Origin of the sequence: Aeromonas sp. R7-1 (assembly GCF_040908115.1) — a bacterium.
GTDB lineage: Bacteria > Pseudomonadota > Gammaproteobacteria > Enterobacterales > Aeromonadaceae > Aeromonas > Aeromonas caviae.
Genome location: NZ_JBFODD010000064.1, coordinates 271,783 through 290,985, shown reverse-complemented (window position 1 = coordinate 290,985; position 19,203 = coordinate 271,783). Strand labels below are relative to the sequence as shown.

The 19,203-nt window shown below is 61.1% G+C and carries 20 protein-coding genes; 15 read left to right on the top strand and 5 right to left on the bottom strand.

Features of this window, described 5'->3' with window-relative positions:
- Positions 1–49: 49 nt before the first annotated feature.
- The 11 genes from ribD to AB5Y51_RS20095 all read left to right on the top strand — a co-directional run bounded on the left by ribD (position 50) and on the right by AB5Y51_RS20095 (position 11,650).
- Positions 50–1,159, top strand: coding sequence for a bifunctional diaminohydroxyphosphoribosylaminopyrimidine deaminase/5-amino-6-(5-phosphoribosylamino)uracil reductase RibD (ribD, locus tag AB5Y51_RS20145; protein WP_039040300.1), 1,110 nt, complete (start codon positions 50–52; stop codon positions 1,157–1,159).
- A 55-nt stretch (positions 1,160–1,214) separates the two neighbouring features.
- Positions 1,215–1,868, top strand: a complete 654-nt coding sequence (locus tag AB5Y51_RS20140; protein WP_041212973.1) for a riboflavin synthase — start codon at positions 1,215–1,217, stop codon at positions 1,866–1,868.
- A gap of 137 nt (positions 1,869–2,005) precedes the next feature.
- Positions 2,006–3,115, top strand: a complete 1,110-nt coding sequence (gene ribBA, locus AB5Y51_RS20135; protein WP_039040299.1) for a bifunctional 3,4-dihydroxy-2-butanone-4-phosphate synthase/GTP cyclohydrolase II — start codon at positions 2,006–2,008, stop codon at positions 3,113–3,115.
- Between the two features lie 133 nt (positions 3,116–3,248).
- Positions 3,249–3,719: a 6,7-dimethyl-8-ribityllumazine synthase gene (gene ribE / locus AB5Y51_RS20130; RefSeq protein ID WP_010675391.1), complete on the top strand. Its 471-nt coding sequence runs from the start codon at positions 3,249–3,251 to the stop codon at positions 3,717–3,719.
- A gap of 14 nt (positions 3,720–3,733) precedes the next feature.
- Complete coding sequence (nusB, locus tag AB5Y51_RS20125; RefSeq protein ID WP_010675390.1) at positions 3,734–4,147, top strand: transcription antitermination factor NusB; 414 nt, start codon at positions 3,734–3,736, stop codon at positions 4,145–4,147.
- A gap of 57 nt (positions 4,148–4,204) precedes the next feature.
- Positions 4,205–5,164, top strand: a complete 960-nt coding sequence (gene thiL / locus AB5Y51_RS20120) for a thiamine-phosphate kinase (protein ID WP_039040298.1) — start codon at positions 4,205–4,207, stop codon at positions 5,162–5,164.
- Positions 5,161–5,649: a phosphatidylglycerophosphatase A gene (locus AB5Y51_RS20115; RefSeq protein ID WP_010675388.1), complete on the top strand. Its 489-nt coding sequence runs from the start codon at positions 5,161–5,163 to the stop codon at positions 5,647–5,649. The genes thiL and AB5Y51_RS20115 overlap by 4 nt, the downstream gene beginning before the upstream one ends.
- A 645-nt stretch (positions 5,650–6,294) precedes the next feature.
- A complete protein-coding gene (locus tag AB5Y51_RS20110; RefSeq protein ID WP_010675387.1) occupies positions 6,295–8,019 on the top strand; it encodes an ABC transporter ATP-binding protein in 1,725 nt (574 codons plus the stop codon).
- 58 nt (positions 8,020–8,077) lie between these two features.
- Positions 8,078–9,634 carry an ABC transporter substrate-binding protein gene (locus AB5Y51_RS20105; RefSeq protein ID WP_103259665.1) on the top strand — a complete coding sequence of 519 codons (1,557 nt, stop codon included), beginning with the start codon at positions 8,078–8,080 and terminating at the stop codon, positions 9,632–9,634.
- A gap of 96 nt (positions 9,635–9,730) precedes the next feature.
- On the top strand, positions 9,731–10,705 hold the full coding sequence (locus AB5Y51_RS20100; protein ID WP_010675385.1) for an ABC transporter permease: 975 nt from the start codon (positions 9,731–9,733) through the stop codon (positions 10,703–10,705).
- Between the two features lie 3 nt (positions 10,706–10,708).
- A complete protein-coding gene (locus tag AB5Y51_RS20095; RefSeq protein ID WP_029314771.1) occupies positions 10,709–11,650 on the top strand; it encodes an ABC transporter permease in 942 nt (313 codons plus the stop codon).
- A 221-nt stretch (positions 11,651–11,871) separates the two neighbouring features.
- On the opposite strand, the gene dxs is transcribed toward AB5Y51_RS20095, so the two are convergent.
- The 3 genes from dxs to xseB are packed head-to-tail and all read right to left on the bottom strand — an operon-like array spanning position 11,872 to position 14,901.
- Positions 11,872–13,737, bottom strand: coding sequence for a 1-deoxy-D-xylulose-5-phosphate synthase (dxs, locus tag AB5Y51_RS20090; RefSeq protein WP_043153238.1), 1,866 nt, complete (start codon positions 13,735–13,737; stop codon positions 11,872–11,874).
- A 21-nt stretch (positions 13,738–13,758) separates the two neighbouring features.
- Positions 13,759–14,649, bottom strand: a complete 891-nt coding sequence (gene ispA, locus AB5Y51_RS20085) for a (2E,6E)-farnesyl diphosphate synthase (RefSeq protein WP_041215676.1) — start codon at positions 14,647–14,649, stop codon at positions 13,759–13,761.
- Positions 14,650–14,901 carry an exodeoxyribonuclease VII small subunit gene (gene xseB, locus AB5Y51_RS20080; RefSeq protein ID WP_010675381.1) on the bottom strand — a complete coding sequence of 84 codons (252 nt, stop codon included), beginning with the start codon at positions 14,899–14,901 and terminating at the stop codon, positions 14,650–14,652.
- Between the two features lie 234 nt (positions 14,902–15,135).
- On the opposite strand from xseB, the gene pomA reads away from it, so the two are divergent.
- The 3 genes from pomA (at position 15,136) to greA (ending at position 17,420) form a co-directional block, all read left to right on the top strand.
- Positions 15,136–15,894 carry a flagellar motor protein PomA gene (pomA, locus tag AB5Y51_RS20075; protein ID WP_029314770.1) on the top strand — a complete coding sequence of 253 codons (759 nt, stop codon included), beginning with the start codon at positions 15,136–15,138 and terminating at the stop codon, positions 15,892–15,894.
- A 10-nt stretch (positions 15,895–15,904) separates the two neighbouring features.
- Positions 15,905–16,798: a flagellar motor protein MotB gene (locus AB5Y51_RS20070; RefSeq protein ID WP_042878323.1), complete on the top strand. Its 894-nt coding sequence runs from the start codon at positions 15,905–15,907 to the stop codon at positions 16,796–16,798.
- Positions 16,799–16,943: 145 nt separating this feature from the next.
- Positions 16,944–17,420 carry a transcription elongation factor GreA gene (gene greA / locus AB5Y51_RS20065; RefSeq protein ID WP_010675378.1) on the top strand — a complete coding sequence of 159 codons (477 nt, stop codon included), beginning with the start codon at positions 16,944–16,946 and terminating at the stop codon, positions 17,418–17,420.
- Positions 17,421–17,467: 47 nt separating this feature from the next.
- Here greA and AB5Y51_RS20060 read toward each other — a convergent pair whose 3' ends face one another.
- Both AB5Y51_RS20060 and yhbY read right to left on the bottom strand, forming a co-directional pair.
- Positions 17,468–18,061, bottom strand: coding sequence for a PilZ domain-containing protein (locus AB5Y51_RS20060; RefSeq protein WP_368179068.1), 594 nt, complete (start codon positions 18,059–18,061; stop codon positions 17,468–17,470).
- Positions 18,062–18,166: 105 nt separating this feature from the next.
- Positions 18,167–18,463: a ribosome assembly RNA-binding protein YhbY gene (gene yhbY / locus AB5Y51_RS20055; RefSeq protein ID WP_010675376.1), complete on the bottom strand. Its 297-nt coding sequence runs from the start codon at positions 18,461–18,463 to the stop codon at positions 18,167–18,169.
- A gap of 97 nt (positions 18,464–18,560) precedes the next feature.
- Between yhbY and rlmE the strand changes: the two genes are divergently transcribed.
- Entirely contained in the window at positions 18,561–19,190 is a 630-nt protein-coding gene (gene rlmE / locus AB5Y51_RS20050; RefSeq protein ID WP_010675375.1) for a 23S rRNA (uridine(2552)-2'-O)-methyltransferase RlmE, read from the top strand.
- The last annotated feature ends 13 nt before the right edge of the window (positions 19,191–19,203 follow it).

Sequence of the window (19,203 nt, the reverse complement as noted above, 5' to 3'; positions counted from 1 at the left end):
ATCGGATGGCCGTGCCACCGGGGACAGGTTGCTGGACACAGGAGCCCGGATGTTTAGTCAAGACGATTACCAATGGATGAGCCGGGCCCTCGAACTGGCCCGGCGCGGCCGTTACACCACGGCCCCCAACCCCTGCGTCGGCGCCGTGCTGGTGAAGGCCGGCGTGGTGGTGGGGGAGGGCTGGCACAAGCGGGCCGGTGAGCCCCATGCCGAGGTCTATGCTCTGCACGCGGCAGGGGAAGAGGCCCGCGGTGCCACCGCCTATGTGACCCTGGAGCCCTGCTCCCATCATGGTCGCACGCCGCCCTGCGCCGAGGCGCTCATCAAGGCCGGGGTGACCCGGGTGGTGGCTGCCATGGTGGATCCCAATCCCCAGGTGGGCGGGCGCGGCCTGCGGATGCTCTCCGAGGCGGGGATCAAGACCGATTTCGGCCTGCTGGCCGCGGAAGCCGAGGCCCTGAACCCCGGTTTCTTCAAACGGATGCGCACCGCGTTTCCGCTGGTGACGGTCAAGCTGGGGGCGAGCCTGGATGGTCGCACCGCCATGGCGAGTGGCGAGAGCCAGTGGATCACCTCTCCGGAGGCGCGCCGGGACGTGCAGCGGCTGCGGGCACGTCACGATGCGGTCCTCTCCAGCGCCGAGACCGTGCTGGCGGATGGCGCCTCCCTCACCGTGCGCTGGGACGAGCTGCCCCCCTCGGTCAAGGCGGTCTATCCCAAAGAGACCCTGCGCCAGCCACTGCGGGTCATCGTGGATTCGCAAAACCGGCTCACCCCGGATCTGCCCCTGTTCCAGAGCGAGAGCCCGGTACTGCTGGCCCGCCACAAGGCATCCGGTGAGTGGCCCGCCTGGGTGCAGCAGCTGGAGGTGCCGCTGCTGGATGGCAAGCTGGATCTGGTCAGCCTCTTCATGCTGCTGGCCAAACAGAACGTCAACTCGGTACTGGTGGAGGCGGGGCCACGGCTGTGCGGTGCCCTGCTGGAGAAGGGGCTGGTGGACGAGCTTGTGCTCTATCAGGCGCCCAAACTGATGGGGGATGAGGGGCGCGGCCTGTTCCATCTGCCGGGGCTGACCCGGCTGTTCCAGGCCCCCAAACTCAACCTCAAGGATGTGCGCATGCTTGGCCAGGATATTCGCATCACTGCGAAAATAGCCTGATTTTTCAATGTTCACGGGGGCATCCGTCGCCCCCGTCATCAGCAAGGTGATCTGCATGTTTACCGGAATTATCGAAGCGGTGGGAACCCTGGCCGAGCTGCGTCGCCAGGGGGAGGACATGGCCCTCACCGTGCACGCGCCGACCCTGGACTTCAGTGACGTCAAGCTGGGCGACTCCATCGCCACCAACGGCGTCTGCCTCACCGTGGTGGCGCTCGGGGATCACAGCTATACCGCCGACGTCTCCCTGGAGACCCTCTCCCGCACCGGTTTTTCTGCCGCCAAGGTGGGGGATCCGGTCAACCTCGAGAAGGCGTTGATGCCCACTTCCCGCCTCGGCGGCCACCTGGTCTCCGGCCACGTGGACGGTATCGGCGAGGTGAAGAGCAAATCGTCCAGCGGCCGCGCCATCGAATACTGGATCAAGGCGCCGGGGGAACTCTCCCGCTACATCGCCGAGAAGGGGTCGATTGCGGTGGATGGCATCAGCCTCACCGTCAACGCCGTGCAGGGGGATCTGTTCCGGCTGACCATCGTGCCCCACACCGCCCAGGAGACCACCATCGCCCGCTGGAAACCCGGCTACCGGGTCAACCTCGAGGTGGACCAGATAGCCCGCTATCTGGAGCGGCTGATGACGGGCAAGCGCGAGCAGAGCAGTGCCTCTACCCTGACCCTGGAGAAGCTGGCCCAGTCCGGATTCTTGTGAGCCGTTTTGACGGGAAAACGCGGTTCTGTGATCCCGCGCGGATTGAAACGGGGCCGCGTGCCCCCATCTAGAGCACAATACGCAGTATCAAGTCGAGCCGACTGGCTCAATCCCCAAGCATGTTGATGGAGTAGCCCATGGCGCTGAGCACGACCCAGGAAATCATTGCCGATATCAAGGCTGGCAAGATGGTGATCCTGATGGATGACGAAGACAGGGAGAACGAAGGGGACCTGATCATGGCCGCCTCCTGTGTCCGCCCGGAAGACATCAACTTCATGGCGCGCTACGGTCGAGGCCTCATCTGCCTGACCCTGACCCGGGATCGCTGCAAGCAGCTGGCGCTGCCGCTGATGGTCGATCGCAACAATGCCCAGTTCTCCACCGCCTTCACCGTCTCCATCGAGGCGGCGGAAGGGGTGACCACCGGCATCTCCGCCGCCGACCGCGCCGTCACCGTGCAGGCCGCGGTGGCGCCCCATGCCAAGGCCGCCGATCTGGTGCAGCCCGGCCACATCTTCCCGCTGATGGCGCAGGATGGCGGTGTGCTGACCCGCGCCGGCCACACCGAAGCGGGCTGTGATCTGGCCCGGCTGGCCGGCTTCGAGCCAGCCTCCGTCATCGTCGAGATCCTCAACGAAGACGGCACCATGGCCCGGCGCCCGGATCTCGAGATCTTTGCCGAGCAGCACGGCATCAAGCTCGGCACCATTGCCGACCTTATCGAATACCGCAACCAGCACGAGACCACGGTAGAGAAGGTGGCCGAGTGCAAGTTGCCCACCGAATATGGCGAGTTCGACCTCGTCACCTTCCGCGACACCATCGACAACCAGGTGCACTTCGCCCTGAAGAAAGGGGACGTGAAGGCCGACCAGCCGACCCTGGTACGGGTGCACCTGCACGACGTGCTGAGCGATCTGCTGCTCACCGACCGCCACAGCGCCCGCAGCTGGCCGCTGCCCAAATCCATGGCCCGCATCGCCGACGAGGGCGGGGTGCTGGTGATCCTGGGGGCGGAAGCCCATGGCGCCGAGCTGCTGGCCCGGGTCAAGGGTTTTGAAGCCGCCGACAAGGGGCTGGCACCGGAAGGGGCCAAGTGGCAGGGCACCTCGCGCCGGGTCGGCGTCGGCTCCCAGATCCTCAAGGCGCTGGGGGTCGGCAAGATGCGCTTGTTGAGCTCTCCCAAGAAGTACCATGCCCTCGGTGGCTTTGGTCTGGAAGTGGTGGAGTACGTCGGCGAGTAAGCGCTGCGTACGGTTGAATTCATCACCATGGCCGCCCGTTGCGGCCATGGTTTTTTGTCGCGGCTCTGTTGTGCTAGAATGCGTGCACTTTTGAGCCCGGCCCCTAATTGATTGCACAGAGACAGGATTTCCAATGAAGATTATCGAAGGAAATATCGCCGCTCCCGAGGCGCGTGTTGCTATTGTCGTTGCCCGTTTCAACAGCTTCATCAATGACAGCCTGGTGAACGGCGCGCTGGACGTGCTGAAGCGTCAAGGTCAGGTCCAGGAGAGCAATCTGACCCTGGTGCGCGTACCGGGGGCCGTCGAAATTCCCCTGGCGGCCAAGAAGCTGGCCAAGAGCGGTCAATACGACGCCATCGTCGCACTCGGCACCGTCATCCGCGGCGGTACCTACCACTTCGAACTGGTAGCGAGCGAGAACGGCAAGGGTCTGGCCCAGGTAATGATGGAATACGACATTCCCGTTGCCTTCGGCGTGCTGACCACCGAAAACATTGAACAAGCCATCGAACGCGCCGGTACCAAGGCGGGTAACAAGGGTGCAGAGGCTGCACTGAGCGCGCTCGAAATGATCAACGTCCTGAAACAACTGGACGTGTAACGAGGAGAAATGCATTGAAACCGTCCGAGCGCCGTAAGGCCCGCCATTGCGCCACCCAGGCCATCTACCAGTGGCAGATGACCCAGGCCAACGTGGGCGACATCGAAGAGCAGTTCAAGATCGATCAGGACACCAAGGGTGTGGACCTGAACTATTTCCGCGATCTGCTGTTCGGGGTTGCGGTCCACTGCAACGAGCTGGACAAGGTGTTCGCGCCTTTCCTCTCCCGTCCGCTGGAAGAAGTGGACATGGTGGACAAGGCGATCCTGCGTCTGGCGACCTACGAGCTGACCCGTCGTGAAGATGTGCCGCCGCGCGTGGTGATCAACGAAGCGATCGAGCTGGCCAAAGCCTTCGCCGCCGATGACAGCCACAAGTTTGTCAACGGCGTCCTGGACAAGGTGATCAAGACGCTGCCCAAGCGCTGATCCTGCTGTCCGTCAGCAATTAAGAGAGGAGCCAGCTTATTGCTGGCTTTTTACTGTATGGGTGAATTTGAGCTGATTGAGAAGTACTTCAAGGTCCCCCACGCCCGCAAGGACGTGGTGATGGGCCCTGGAGATGACTGTGCCCTGCTGACCCTGCCCCCCGACGCCCAGTTGGCGGTGAGCACGGACACCCTGGTGAGCGGCGTGCACTTCTTCCCCGACATGGATCCGGTGGATCTCGGCTACAAGGCGCTGGCGGTCAATCTCTCCGATCTGGCCGCCATGGGTGCCGAGCCGCGCTGGGTCTCCCTGGCCCTGACCCTGCCCGCCATCAACGAGCGCTGGGTCGCCGGTTTCGCCGAAGGGTTCCTCGAGCTCGCCGAGTACTACAACGTGGCGCTGGTGGGGGGAGACATGACCCGCGGGCCCCTCTCCATCACCGTCTCGGTGAAAGGATCGGTCCCGGCAGGTCGCGCCCTGATGCGCAGCGGCGCCAAGGCCGGTGACGGGGTCTACGTGACCGGTACCCTGGGAGATGCCGCCCTGGCGCTCTCCCACCTGCTGGGCAAGCGCACCCTCAACGAGAACCAGCTGGCGGCCGTGCTGCCGCGCCTCGACCATCCCCATCCCCGCATCCTGGCCGGTCAGGCCCTGCGCGGGCTGGCCAGCAGCGCCCTGGATCTCTCCGACGGCCTGGCGTCCGATCTCGGCCACATCCTCAAGGCGTCCGGTGTGCGGGCCCAGATCGATCTCAATCTGCTGCCCCTCTCCCCCGTGTTGCAGGATGCGGTGCCGGCCATGGATGCCTGGCAGCTGGCCCTGGCCGGGGGCGACGACTACGAGCTCTGCTTCACCGTGCCCCAGGAGCATCACGGCGCCCTGGACACGGCGCTGGCCAATTGTGGCGTGAAGTTCACCCGTATCGGTCGCATCCTGGCCGGGGAGCCTGGCATCGACTACCTGCAGGACGAACAACCCGTCGAACTGCACCTCAAGGGCTGGGATCACTTCGCATGATGTCTTTCAAGATAAAGCCCGAGCTGACGCGGCTGAACCTTAAAAACCCGCTCCACTTTCTGGCGGTGGGGTTTGGCTCCGGCCTCTCCCCCAAGGCGCCGGGCACCATGGGGACCCTGGCAGCCATCCCGCTCTATCTCTTGGTGAGCGGGCTGCCGACCTCCTGGTTCATCGCCCTGCTGGTGGTGGGTTTCGTGGCGGGCATCCGCATCTGCCAGAGCGCCACCGACGCCATCGGGATGCCGGATCACGGGGCTATCGTCTGGGACGAGGTCATCGGATTCGGGGTCACCATGATTGCGGCCCCGGCCGGCTGGGAGTGGGTGCTGGCGGGCTTCGTGCTGTTTCGCCTGTTCGACGTGCTCAAGCCCTGGCCCATCTCCTGGTTCGATCGCCGCATTCACGGCGGGCTTGGCATCATGCTGGACGATCTCATCGCCGGCCTGTTCGCCCTGGCCTGCATGCAACTGCTTGCCCACTGGTGAGGGGAGGCGGCTCCCGAACGCCCTCTCGCTGTTTTTCACTCCTCTCCTCTTGCAAAGAGGCCGGATATACCGCACACGCAGGCCCTGAGGGGCCTGCGTTTTTTTGTATGCAATCCCTCCCGGCTTGCCGTGCCGGCGGGCCTGTGGCCCAGGTTGATCCTTCTGCATTGTCCCTATTTAGCTCTGCCTATTTTTCCTTACTCCGGATATGCTGCCGTCAAAAAATCATTTCACATAAATATTCACTACTCATTCGAAGCTGGTCAGCATAATGCTTATAGTGAATAAGATGGTTTGTTGCTATTTTGTTGAAACATAATTGGTTGATGGTCTCGCATTGCCAGCGTAATCTCTGGTAATGTGACTTTTATCGACATTTTAACCCCAGGGTGTCGGCATTCTCTGGGCAAAGTATTGCGAAATTGTATAACTGGATCATTTACACCCGCGGGCAAACCGACTAACTTACTCGCGGGTTATTCCAAAAAAATGCAAAAAACCCGCCCGGATCGCTGGTTTGGCTGCCTCATGGATTGAGCGTTAATTACACAACAACGGCTCTCGAGCAGTACCAAGGCACAACCAGCATCTGCGGCTGATTTACGGACGAATTATTTGGGACGGATGTCCCCCGCAGAGGTAACCATGTCCTTGCTTGAAGTCAAAAACTTGCGGATCGAGTACCCCTCCCGCTACGGGGTGCTTGCCGCGGTCAAGGATCTCTCTTTTTCTGTTGAAAAGGGCGAGATCGTCGGCGTCGTCGGTGAGTCCGGCGCTGGCAAATCCACTATCGGCAACGCCGTCATCGATCTGTTGAGCCCGCCCGGTCGCATCGCCCGTGGCGATATCTACCTCAACGGCGAGCTCATCTCCGGCAAGAGCCAGAACGAGATGCGGGCCATTCGTGGCTCGCGCATCGGTTTCATCTTCCAGGATCCCATGACCTCCCTCAATCCGCTGTTCACCGTGGAGCAGCAGCTGGTGGAGACCATCCTCGCCAACACCGACCTGTCCCGCGAGGCGGCCTTTGCCAAGGCCCTCGAGCTGATGGGGGCGGTGGGGATCCCGAACCCGGACGTGCGCATCAAGCAGTATCCTCACCAGTTCTCCGGTGGCATGCGCCAGCGGGTGGTGATCGCCATCGCCCTCTCCGGGGATCCCGAGCTCATCATCGCCGATGAGCCGACCACGGCGCTGGACGTCTCCATCCAGGATCAGATCCTCCAGCTCATCCGCAACCTGTGCAAAGAGCGCCAGGTAGGCTGCATGCTGGTGACCCATGACATGGGGGTGGTCTCCAACGTCACCGACAAGGTGGCGGTGATGTACCGCGGCGATCTGGTGGAGTTCGGCACCACCGAACAGGTGCTGGGCCGCCCCAATCACCCCTATACCCGCAGCCTCATCTCGGCGGTTCCCCGCTCGGATGTGAAGCTGGTGCGCTTCCCCCTGGTCTCCTATATCGAGGATGCCGGTGCGGCGGATACCAGCATCGATCTCAAGACCCACTGGCTCGGCCAGAGTCAGGACGAGCGCACCTATGAAGGCGCGCTGCTGCGGGTGGAGAACGTGGATCTGAAGTTCGTCACCAAGGATTCCATCTTCCCGAGCCGCCGCCAGTACGTGCGGGCCTGCAACAACATCAGCTTCGAGATCTTCGAGGGTGAGACCTTCGGTCTGGTGGGGGAGTCGGGCTCCGGCAAATCCACCATCGCCCGTGCCATCACCGGGCTCTATCCGCCCGACACCGGCAAGATTGTCTTCGAGGGGATCGATCTCACCGCCCTGAAAGGGGAGCACGAGCGTCGCCCCCTGCGCCGCCAGATGCAGATGGTGTTCCAGAACCCGTACTCTTCGATGAACCCGCGCATGAAGGTGCGTGACATCATCGCCGAGCCGATCCGCTTCCACCGCCTCGCCGAGAGCGAGCGGCAGATAGAGCAGATCGTCGGGGACCTGCTGGATCACGTGGGCCTGGGCCGCGGCGCCGGGGTCAAGTATCCCCACGAGTTCTCCGGTGGCCAGCGCCAGCGCATCTCCATTGCCCGCGCCCTGGCGACCCGCCCGCGCTTCCTCATCTGCGACGAGCCGACCTCGGCGCTGGATGTCTCGGTGCAGGCCCAGATCCTCAACCTGCTCAAAGACTTGCAACAGGAGCTTGGGCTCACCATGCTGTTCATCAGTCACGATCTGCCGGTCATCCGCCAGATGTGCGACCGCATCGGTGTGATGCAGCACGGTCATCTGGTGGAAGTGGCCGAGACCGAGAAACTGTTCACCAATGCCGAGCATGAGTACAGCCGCAAGCTGATCTCCCTCATGCCGGAATTCAAGGGAATGTCCCGCGAGGGGCTGGAAATCGCAAGCTAGGAAAGCACCGGTTCGCCGGTTTGTCTGTCAATAAAAAGCCAAAAGCATGGAGAAAGACATGAAGAAAGGATTATCCAAGATCGCCATGGCGCTGTTCGCCGCTGGTCTCGCGTTCAACGTTTCTGCTGCCGACATCAAGGTCGCCGTCGCGTCCGACGCCACCTCGCTGGACCCGCAGGAGCAGCTCTCCGGTCAGACCCTGGAGATGTCTCACCTGGTGTTCGACCCCCTGATGCGTTACACCCAGGATCTGCAGTTCGAGCCGCGTCTGGCCGAGAAGTATGAGCGCATCGACGACAAGACCGTCCGTTTCCACCTGCGCAAGGGTGTGAAGTTCCACTCCGGCAACGACTTCACCGCCGATGACGTGGTATGGACCGTCAACCGTCTGAAGGCCTCCCCGGACTTCAAGGCGATCTTCGACCCCATCGCCGAAGCCAAGAAGGTGGATGATTTCACCGTGGATCTCGTCACCGCCAAGCCGTTCCCGCTGGTGCTGCAGACCGTCACCTACATCTTCCCGATGGACTCCAAGTTCTATAGCGGCAAGACCGAGGCGGGCAAGGACAAGGCCGAGATCGTGAAGAACGGTGACTCCTTCGCCTCCACCCATGTCTCCGGTACCGGTCCGTTCAGCGTCAAGTTCCGCGAGCAGGGCGTGAAGCTGGAATACGTGCGCAACGCCAACTACTGGGACAAGGCCTCCAAGGGCAACGTCGAAAACCTGACCGTGGTACCGATCAAGGAAGACGCCACCCGTGTTGCAGCCCTGCTGGGCGGCGACGTGGACATGATCTACCCGGTTGCCCCGAACGATCTGGAGCGCGTGAAGAACGGCAAGGATTCCCAGCTGGTCACCCTGTCCGGTACCCGTGCCATCATCATCGAGCTGAACCAGAACACCAACCCGGCGCTGAAAGACAAGCGCGTGCGTCAGGCGATCAACTACGCCATCAACCAGGTGGGCATCGTCGACAAGATCAACAAGGGCTTCGGTACCCCGGCTGGCCAGCTGAGCCCGAAAGGCTATGCAGGCTACAACGAGGCGCTCAAGCCCCAGTATGATCTGGCCAAGGCCAAGGAGCTGATGAAGGAAGCCGGTTACGAGAAGGGCTTCAAGATGAGCTTCATCTCCCCGGCTGCCCGCTACGTCAACGACGTCAAGATTGCCCAGGCCGTCTCCGCCATGCTGTCCAAGATCAACATCAAGGTGGATCTGAAGACCATGCCGGTGGCCCAGTACTGGCCGGAGTTTGACAAGTGCGCCGCTGACATGCAGCTGATCGGCTGGCACTCCGACACCGAAGACAGTGCGAACTTCTTCGAGTTCCTGACCTTCACCAAGGATGCCAAGACCGGCATGGGTCAGTACAACTGCGGCGGTTATGCCAACGCGGAAGCTGACAAGATGGTGATGGAAGCCAACACCGAGACCGATCCTGCCAAGCGTGCCGCCATCCTGCAGAAGGTGGAAGCCATGCTGATCGACGACGCCGCCTATGTGCCGCTGCACTGGGAAGACCTGGCCTATGGCGCCAAGAAGAACGTCGACATCAAGCCGGTGGTCAACGTGATGAACTTCCCTTATCTGGGTGACCTGGTGGTCAACAAGTAAGCGAAGCGCTTAAGGAAGGACCCGGCGGGGCACCCATGGTTGCCCCGCCATTAACAGAAGCCTGTGCCAAGACACAGGCCACGTAGAAGGACAAGCATGTTTACATTCCTGCTGAAACGGTTCTATCAGGCCGTGATAGTGATGTTCGTCATCAGCCTGGTCGCCTTCTCCATCCAGGACAACCTGGGGGATCCGCTGCGCGAGCTGGTGGGACAATCCGTCTCCGAGTCCGTGCGCCAGGAGCTGCGCGACAAGATGGGACTCAATGATCCCTTCCTCGTGAAATACAGCCGCTTCTTGAAGAACGCGGTACACGGGGATCTGGGCACTTCCTATTTCTTCAAGCGACCAGCCCTCGAGGTTATCCTCGACAAGCTGGTGGCTACCCTTGAGCTGGTGTTTGCCGCCGCGCTCATCATCGTCGTGGTCTCCATTCCGCTGGGGGTTTATTCGGCGATAAGACCGCGCAGTTTCCTGACCAAGCTCATCATGGCGGTGAGCAGCATCGGCATCTCGATCCCGGTCTTCCTGACCGCCATCATGCTGATGTACCTCTTCTCCATCCAGCTGGGCTGGCTGCCGGCCTATGGCCGTGGCGAGACTTACAACCTGCTGGGCTGGGAGTCGGGATTCTTTACCTGGGACGGTATCCTGCACCTGGTGCTGCCTGCGGTCTCCCTCTCCTCCATCATGCTGCCGCTGTTCATCCGGCTGGTGCGCTCGGAGATGCTGGAGCAGCTCTCCTCCGAGTACGTCAAGTTTGCCCGTGCCAAGGGGCTGGACAACAACAAGGTCTACTACCAGCACGCCCTGAAGAACACCATGCTGCCGGTCATCACGGTGGGCGGTGTGCAGATCGGGACCATGGTGGCCTACACCATCCTGACCGAGAGCGTGTTCCAGTGGCCGGGGACCGGCTTCCTCTTCCTTGAGGCGATCCACCGGGTCGATACGCCGCTGATCACTGCCTACGTCATCTTCGTCGGCCTCATTTTCGTGGTGACCAATACCCTGGTCGACCTGCTCTACGGGTTGATCAACCCGACCGTCAACCTGACCGCCAAGGGGTAACAGATGACTAATGCTGTAACTGCAAGCCCAAGCCGTTGGGCACGCTTCAAAAATTCCGACATCGTCTACTACTTCCTGCGGGACAAGGTAGCCATGTTCAGCTTTGCGGTGTTTGTGGTCTTCGTGCTGGCGGCTCTGCTGGCACCCTGGATCGCACCGCACAACGTCTATGACCAGACCAGCTTCGATCTGATGGATGCGGAGCTGCCCCCCTCCTGGCTGGAAGGGGGCGAGGCCCGCTTCTGGCTCGGGACCGACAACCAGGGACGCGACATCTGGAGCACCATCCTCTATGGCGCCCGCATCTCGCTGACCATTGGTCTGTTCGCGGTGGGGCTGCAGCTGGTGCTCGGTATCGTCATCGGTCTGATGGCCGGTTACTTTGGTGGTCGCATCGACAACCTGCTGATGCGCTTTGCCGATGTGCAGCTGTCGTTCTCCACCATGATGGTGGCCATCATCATCTCCGCCATCTTCCAGGCGACCTTTGGCTCCGAGTTCTACTCGAAGTTCGCCATCCTGATGCTGGTGGTGATCATCGGTATCGCCGAGTGGCCCCAGTATGCCCGGACGGTGCGCGCCTCCGTGCTGGCGGAGAAGAAGAAGGAGTATGTGGAAGCGGCTCAGGTGATGGGGTTCCGCGCCCCGCGCATCATGTTCCGCCACATTCTGCCGAACTGCCTGTCCCCCATCCTGGTCATCTCCACCGTGCAGGTGGCGAACGCTATCATGAGCGAGGCGGCCCTCTCCTTCCTGGGTCTGGGGATGCCGGTTGATCAACCGTCCCTGGGCTCGCTCATCAGCGTGGGCTTCAACTACATCTTCTCCGGCTCCTGGTGGATCACCGCCTTCCCGGGCCTCTGCCTGGTGGTGCTGGTGCTGGTGATCAACCTGCTGGGTGACTGGCTGCGGGATGTGTTCAACCCGAAGATCTACAAGGGCTGATAAACCTCTCCACGAACTGGCTGCGAGGCCGTGATCAAGGTTCATGTGCTGCTCGCTTATGTGGAACCAAGGAGTGCTCACGTATGTCTCGGTTCCTGAGCGGCTTGTAACCTTGTTGACGGCCTTCTCGCGACAGTATGTGAACAGGGTTGGTCCGGCACAGTGAATAACAAAAAAGGGCGCCATCAGGCGCCCTTTTTTATTGCTTGCGATAACCCTTGTCAGGCCTGCAGCCAGCTCTCGATGCGGGTCTGAATGCCCACGCTGTCCAGCCCCAGCAGGGCGTAGATCTCATCCTGGGTGCCCTGCTCGATGAAGCGATCCGGCAGGCCGAGGTTGAGCACGGGTTTGCACTGCTTGCAGCCCATCAGCAGTTCGTTCACCGCAGAGCCTGCACCGCCCATGATGGCGTTGTCCTCGAGGGTGACGAACTGATCGTGGGAGGCGGCCAGGGAGAGCACCAGCGCCTCGTCCATGGGTTTGACGAAGCGCATGTCCACCAGGGTGGCATCCAGCGCCTCGGCGGCTGCTCTGGCCTGTTGCAGCAGGGTGCCGAACGCCAGGATGGCGGTCCCCTTGCCCTCGCGAACGACACGTCCCTTGCCGAGGGGCAGGGCCTGCATCTCGCTCTCGGCCTGGATACCGGTGCCGCTGCCACGGGGGTAGCGCACCGCCGCTGGCCCGTTGCACAGATAGCCGGTGTAGAGCATCTGGCGGCACTCGTTCTCGTCGGACGGGGTCATCACCACCATGTTGGGCACGGTGCGCAGGAAGCTGATGTCGAACGCACCCTGATGGGTCGGGCCGTCGGCCCCCACCAGACCGGCCCGGTCGATGGCGAAGAGCACCGGCAGGTTCTGCAGCGCCACGTCGTGGATCAGCTGGTCGTAGGCACGCTGCAGGAAGCTCGAATAGATGGCGACCACGGGTTTCTGGTCGGCGATGGCGAGACCGGCGGCGAAGGTGACCGCATGTTGCTCGGCGATGGCCACATCGAAGTAGCGATCCGGATATTGCTGGCTGAATTTTACCAGACCGGAGCCTTCGCGCATGGCGGGGGTGATACCGACCACGCGCTCGTCCTTTGCGGCGATGTCGCACAGCCACTGACCGAAGATGGCGGAGAAGGTGGGTTTGCCACCGGCGCTCTTGGGCAGGGCACAGTCATCCGGGTTGAATTTGGGGACGGCGTGATAGCCGATGGGATCTTTTTCCGCCGGCTCGTAGCCCTTGCCCTTCTTGGTCTTGACGTGCAGCAGCTGGGGACCCTTGAGGTTGCGCATGTTGCGCAGGGTTTCGACCAGGGCGTGAATGTCGTGACCGTCGATGGGGCCGATGTAGTTGAAGCCGAACTCCTCGAACAGGGTGCCGGGTACCACCATGCCCTTGAGGTGCTCCTCGGCCCGCTTGGCGAGCTCCTTGACCGGCGGCAGACCCGCCAGCACCTTCTTGCCCCCCTCGCGAATGGTGGTGTAGAGCTTGCCGGACATCAGCCTGGCGAGGTGATTGTTCAGGGCCCCCACGTTCTCGGAGATGGACATCTCGTTGTCGTTGAGCACCACCAGCATGTCCTTGTGGACGTCGCCGGCGTGATTGAGGGCCTCGAAGGCCATGCCGGCGGTGATGGCGCCATCACCGATGACCGCGACCACCTTGCGGCCAAGCCCTTCGCTTTCGGCCGCCACCGCCATGCCGAGCGCTGCCCCGATGGAGGTGCTGGAGTGGCCCACGCTGAGCACGTCGTACTCGCTCTCTTCCCGCCAGGGGAAGGGGTGCAGTCCATCTTTCTGGCGAATGGTGTGAATGCGCTCCCGTCGTCCGGTCAGGATCTTGTGGGGATAGGCCTGGTGGCCCACGTCCCACACCAGCCGATCGAAGGGGGTGTTGTAGACATAGTGCAGGGCAACCGTCAGCTCGACAGTGCCAAGGCCGGAGGCGAAGTGGCCGCTGGAGCGGCTCACCGAGCGCAGCAGATACTCGCGCAGCTCGTTGCACACCACGGGCAGCCGCTCGAAGGGGAGGGATCGCAAATCGACCGGCGTGTCCGCGAGGGCCAGGTTGGGGAAATCGCTAATATCAACGCTCATATTGTTACTGTTATCCAGCGTTTAGTGGGTTCGCTCGATGATGTAATCGGCAAACGCTTCCAGAATGTCGGTATTGTAGGGCAAGGATTGCAGGGCTGTTAAGGCCTTGTCATGCAGTTCGCGAGCCAGCTCACGAGCATTGTCGAGTCCGAGTAGGGCCGGATAGGTACTCTTTTCCAGCGCCAGATCCGAGCCTTGCGGCTTGCCCAGGGTGGCAGTGTCGCCCGTGATGTCGAGGATGTCGTCCTGCACCTGGAAGGCGAGTCCGATGGCGGCGGCATAGGTTTGCAGGGCGGTGAGGGTGGCGGGTTCCACGTCAGCCTTGCACAGGGCGCCGAGGGTCACGGCGCACTCGATGAGGGCCCCGGTCTTGTGGCGGTGCACCTGCTCCAGCTCGGCGAGGCTGATCCGGCGCCCTTCGGCGTCCAGATCCAGTGCCTGACCGCCGCACATGCCGAGATAGCCGGACGCGCGGGCCAGGGCACTCAGCATCCGCACCCGGTTGGCCATCAATGTATCGGGCATGGGGTGGTCGGCCAGAATGGAAAACGCCAGGGTCTGCAGGGCATCGCCCGCCAGGATGGCTGTGCCTTCATCGAAGGCCTTGTGTACGGTGGGCTGACCACGACGCAGGTCGTCGTCGTCCATGGCGGGCAAGTCGTCGTGCAGGAGGGAGTATGCGTGAATGCACTCCACGGCGGCGGCGGGGCCATCCAGCAGTTCGCTCTTGACGCCCAGCATCTCGCCGACGGCATAGACCAGGAAGGGGCGCACCCGTTTTCCACCGAGCAGCAGGCCGTATTTCATCGCGTCCCGCAAACGTGGCGCCATGGCGGGCAGGGCGTCAAGCTGTGCCGAGAGGCAATCGTCGATGCGGCGCCGATGCAGGCGGGAGAAATCGTCCAGGGTCACTCACTCCTCTCCTTGTTCTGCTCGAAAGGGGACCGCTTGCTCGCTGCCATCGGCCTGGGTCAGGAGGATCTGGATCTTCTGTTCGGCCTGTTCCAGCTTCTGCTGGCCGGCACGCACCAGATGGATGCCCTGTTCGAATTGTTTGAGTGCCTCCTCGAGGGGGAGCGAGCCCTGTTCGAGTTGATGCACTATGGTTTCCAGCTCTTCCAGGGTGGCATCAAAACTCAGACGGTCGATTTTTTTACTGGCCATGTCCATCCTCGGGGATTGAAAAAAACGGCTCATCTTAACATCGACCGGCCACAGGGGGGAGGCAGAAAAACGCGGCGTCCTCAAACTATCCTGACCCTGGCCGATAAGAATGGGCATGCAACCACGCATTGCCGATCGGCGATTGCGGTGTACCGGGCTTGCTGCCGGGGACGCAATAGCAGAAAATTCAACGCAATATAATGAGACGGCACGTTCGGCGACAGGAGTAGGGATGTGGATTTAGGGAGTCTGATAGGCTTGGTGCTGGGGTTCGGGGTCGTGGTGTACGGCATGTTGCTGGGCGGCCCCATGAGCATGTATGTGGACATGCCATCGGTCTACATCACCATACTGGGGTCCGTGTTCATCTGCATGATGAAATTCAACCTCGGCCAGTTTCTGATGGCCTTCAAGGTCGCGGGCAAGGCCTTCATGTACAAGGGGGACAAGCTCGACGATCTCATCACCAAGGCGGTGGAACTGGCGGATGCGGCCCGCAAGGGGGGCTTTCTGGCCCTGGAGGCGGCGGAGATCCCCAATACCTTCATGAAGAAGGGCATCGACATGCTGGTGGACGGCCATGATGCCGACGTGGTGCGTGCGGTGATGGAGAAGGACATCGAACTGACGTCCGAGCGTCACGCCACAGCCATCAAGGTGTTCCGCTCCCTGGGGGATCTCGGTCCGGCCATGGGCATGATCGGTACCCTGGTGGGGTTGGTGGCCATGCTGGCCAACATGAGCGACCCCAAATCCATCGGTCCGGCCATGGCGGTGGCCTTGCTGACGACCCTGTATGGCGCCATCGAGGCCAACATGATTGCCATCCCCATCGCGGACAAGCTGGAACTGCGCAGTGGCGAGGAACAGTTGAGTCGCACCCTGATCCTCGACGCCATCATGGGGATCCAGGATGGACAGAACCCGAGGGTGATCCAGGCCATGTTGCAGAACTACCTGAATCAGTCCAAACGCAACAACGGGACCGAATAGGAGCGCACAGATGGCAAAGTGCAAGTGCCCGCCTCCCGGATTGCCCGGTTACATGGGAACCTTCGCGGATCTCATGTCTCTGCTGATGTGCTTCTTCGTGCTCTTGCTCTCCTTTGCCGAGATGGATGTGCAGAAGTTCAAGCAGATCGCCGGTTCCATGGAGAAGGCGTTCGGGGTGCAGAACATCCTGGAGGTCAAGGATATCCCCAAGGGAACCTCCGTCATCGCCCAGGAGTTTCGTCCTGGTCGCCCCGAGCCGACGCCTATTGACACCATCATGCAGCAGACCATCGACATGACCCAGACCGAGCTGGATTTCCAGCCTGGGGATGCGGACAAGGCGGGCGGACATGACAAGACCGAAGGCCAGCAGAGCGGTGGCGATACCGCCCAGGAGGCCCAGAAGGCGCAGGAACAGTCCAACACCCTGGCCAAGGCACTGGCGGAGCAGATGCAGGCCCAGATCCAGGATGGGGCCATCGAGATAGAGGCGCTGGGTCAGCAGATCATCATTCGCATTCGCGAGAAAGCGGCGTTCCCGGCGGGATCCGCCTTCCTGCAACCCCAGTTCTGGCCGGTGATCCGCAAGGTGGCTGCGCTGCTCAAGGATGTGCCGGGGGAGATCACCGTCTCCGGCCACACCGACAATGTGGCCACCGAGGACGAGTTGTTCCAGTCCAACTGGGAGCTTTCATCCCAGCGGGCGGTGGCGGTGGCCCACCAGATGATCAAGGTGCCCGGTTTTGACGGCAATCGTCTGGTGGTGCAAGGGATGGCGGATTCCCAGCCGCTGGTGCCCAACAACAGCCCGGAGAATCGGCGCATGAACCGACGTGTCGAGATCGCCATCATGCAGGGCAAACCGACGGTGTCGGCTCCGCTTGGCGTCTCGGAATCCAAGTAACGCTGGCCCAAAGCGGGATCCCGCTCGCAGGGGCTGACATGGATTTTGTGGCGGCTTCATATTAAGATGCCCCATCCGAACCGACAGCTGCGGCTCTCTTTTGATTGCCGCAGCTTCTCTTTATAAAGCAACCCAGGTTTCGACTATGAATCATACTCCGATGACTGTTCGCGGCGCTGAAAAGCTGCGTCAAGAGCTCGATTATCTCAAGACCGAGCTGCGTCCCCAGATTATCGAAGCGATTGCTGATGCCCGTGAACATGGCGATCTGAAAGAAAATGCCGAATACCATGCCGCCCGCGAGCAGCAGGGTTTCTGTGAAGGCCGCATTCAGGAAATCGAAGGCAAGCTCTCCAATGCCCAGATTATCGATGTCACCAAGATTGCCAACAATGGCCGCGTCATCTTCGGCGCAACCGTGACTCTGCTCAAAAGTGAAACGGAAGAGGAAGTGGTCTACCGCATCGTGGGAGACGACGAGGCGGACATCAAGCAGAACATGATCTCCGTGAACTCCCCCATTGCCCGCGCCCTGATCGGCAAGGAAGTGGATGACGTTGCCATCGTCAAGACGCCGGGTGGCGATGTGGAGTACGAGATCCTGGAAGTTGCCTATCTCTGATTGAATGTCGGGGAAAGAGACAGGGGAGCCGGGCTCCCCTGTTGTCTTTAGTCACCCTGATAGGCCTGGACGAAGGCGTCCTGGTGGCGCTGGAAGAGCCAGTCCCGCAATTGTTCCTGATCCTCCTTGCCCAGTCGGAACTGGACGGCCCAGTCATGGTGATGTTGATTGGCATCCACGTGCCTGATGAGGGTGCCTGTCATGGCCAGGGGAGGGAGCTCCTCGATGCGAAGGTATCCGCCAAGTGGATCTCCCTTGGCAGAGGAGTCCGGCAAGCCGGCCACGATGAGACCGCCAAGGGAGAGGCTGTATACCTCGTACTCCGCGTCTTCGGTGCAGAGCACGGCCTTTTCGTCGAGTCGCCAGGCGCGCAGATGGGGCGAACCCAGCTCGGTAATGGTCGGTGCGGCGATGCGCAGCTCGGCGTGGCCCTCCTCTGCATGGGTGCAGTGGAGCGGGAAACGCAATTGGTAGCCGGCGATGCGGGCTTCGAGTGTCAGAGGCTTGGCTCGCTGCAACAGGCTTTGGAGAGGAAGGGGCAGGGTGCCGCGCAGGTATTGGCTGGTGGCAATGTCTTCATCGTTTCCCAGGTTCCGCAGCATGGCCAGTTCTTCATCGGTGAGGAGCTGATGCTTGTCCATAGTGGGTGTCCGCGACTATTCATCGCAGGTTAAGGGCCTGACAACTATTTTGGCAAGCGACTTGGGAAGAAGGGAAATGAAGGAAAGAGCGAATGCTCTTTCCTGTTACTTGCGCGGCAACTGGATCTTGGGCTCTTTGGCCTGACGGTAGATGGTCAGTACATGGCCCATGCTCTGTACCTTGATGGCGCCGGTCTCGCGAACGATGGCATCCATCACCAGCTGTTTCATCTCACGATCTTCAGACGCAACCTTAACCTTGATCAGCTCGTGGTGGTTCAGCGCCAGATCGATCTCGGCCAGCACCCCTTCGGTCAGACCGTGTTGTCCCAACAGGACGACCGGCTTCAGACTGTGGGCCAGGCCCTTGAGGTACTGTTTCTGTTTATTGTTGAGAATCATGGCAATTTCTTCATAAGTCAGGGTTGAAAGGGGCGTATTCTACCCCCACTTAGCCCTTAATACTAATAACCCTTGTGGTTTTTTAAAGTCGACAATCATGACCCAGAAAAAACGTTCCCCCAGTTCAACCCGCTGGTTAAAAGAACATTTCGACGACCAATACGTCAAGAAAGCCCAGAAGTTGGGACTGCGCTCTCGCGCCGTTTTCAAGATCGATGAGATCCAGGGCAAAGACCGGCTGCTCAAGCCGGGGATGACAGTAGTGGACCTGGGGGCTGCTCCCGGTGGCTGGTCCCAATTTGCCATCGACCAGGTCGGTGACAAGGGGCGCGTCATTGCGTGCGATATTTTGCCGATGGATTCCATTGCCGGTGTCGATTTCCTGCAAGGGGACTTTCGGGAGGAAACTGTACTCGGCGCCTTGCTTGAGCGAGTCGGCCCCGACAAGGTGGACGTCGTCATGTCCGACATGGCGCCCAACATGAGCGGCACCCAGCAGGTGGATCAGGCCCGTGCCATGTACCTGGTGGAACTGGCGCTGGACATGTGCAATCAGGTCCTGAGCAGTAATGGCAGTTTTGTAGTCAAGGTGTTCCAGGGGGAGGGGTTTGATGCCTATCTCAATGAAATACGTAGACTTTTCTCTGTCGTCAAGATTCGAAAACCAGACTCGTCCCGTGCCCGTTCACGAGAAGTCTACATTGTGGCTACCGGTTTTAAACTGTAGTACCCTAACCCTC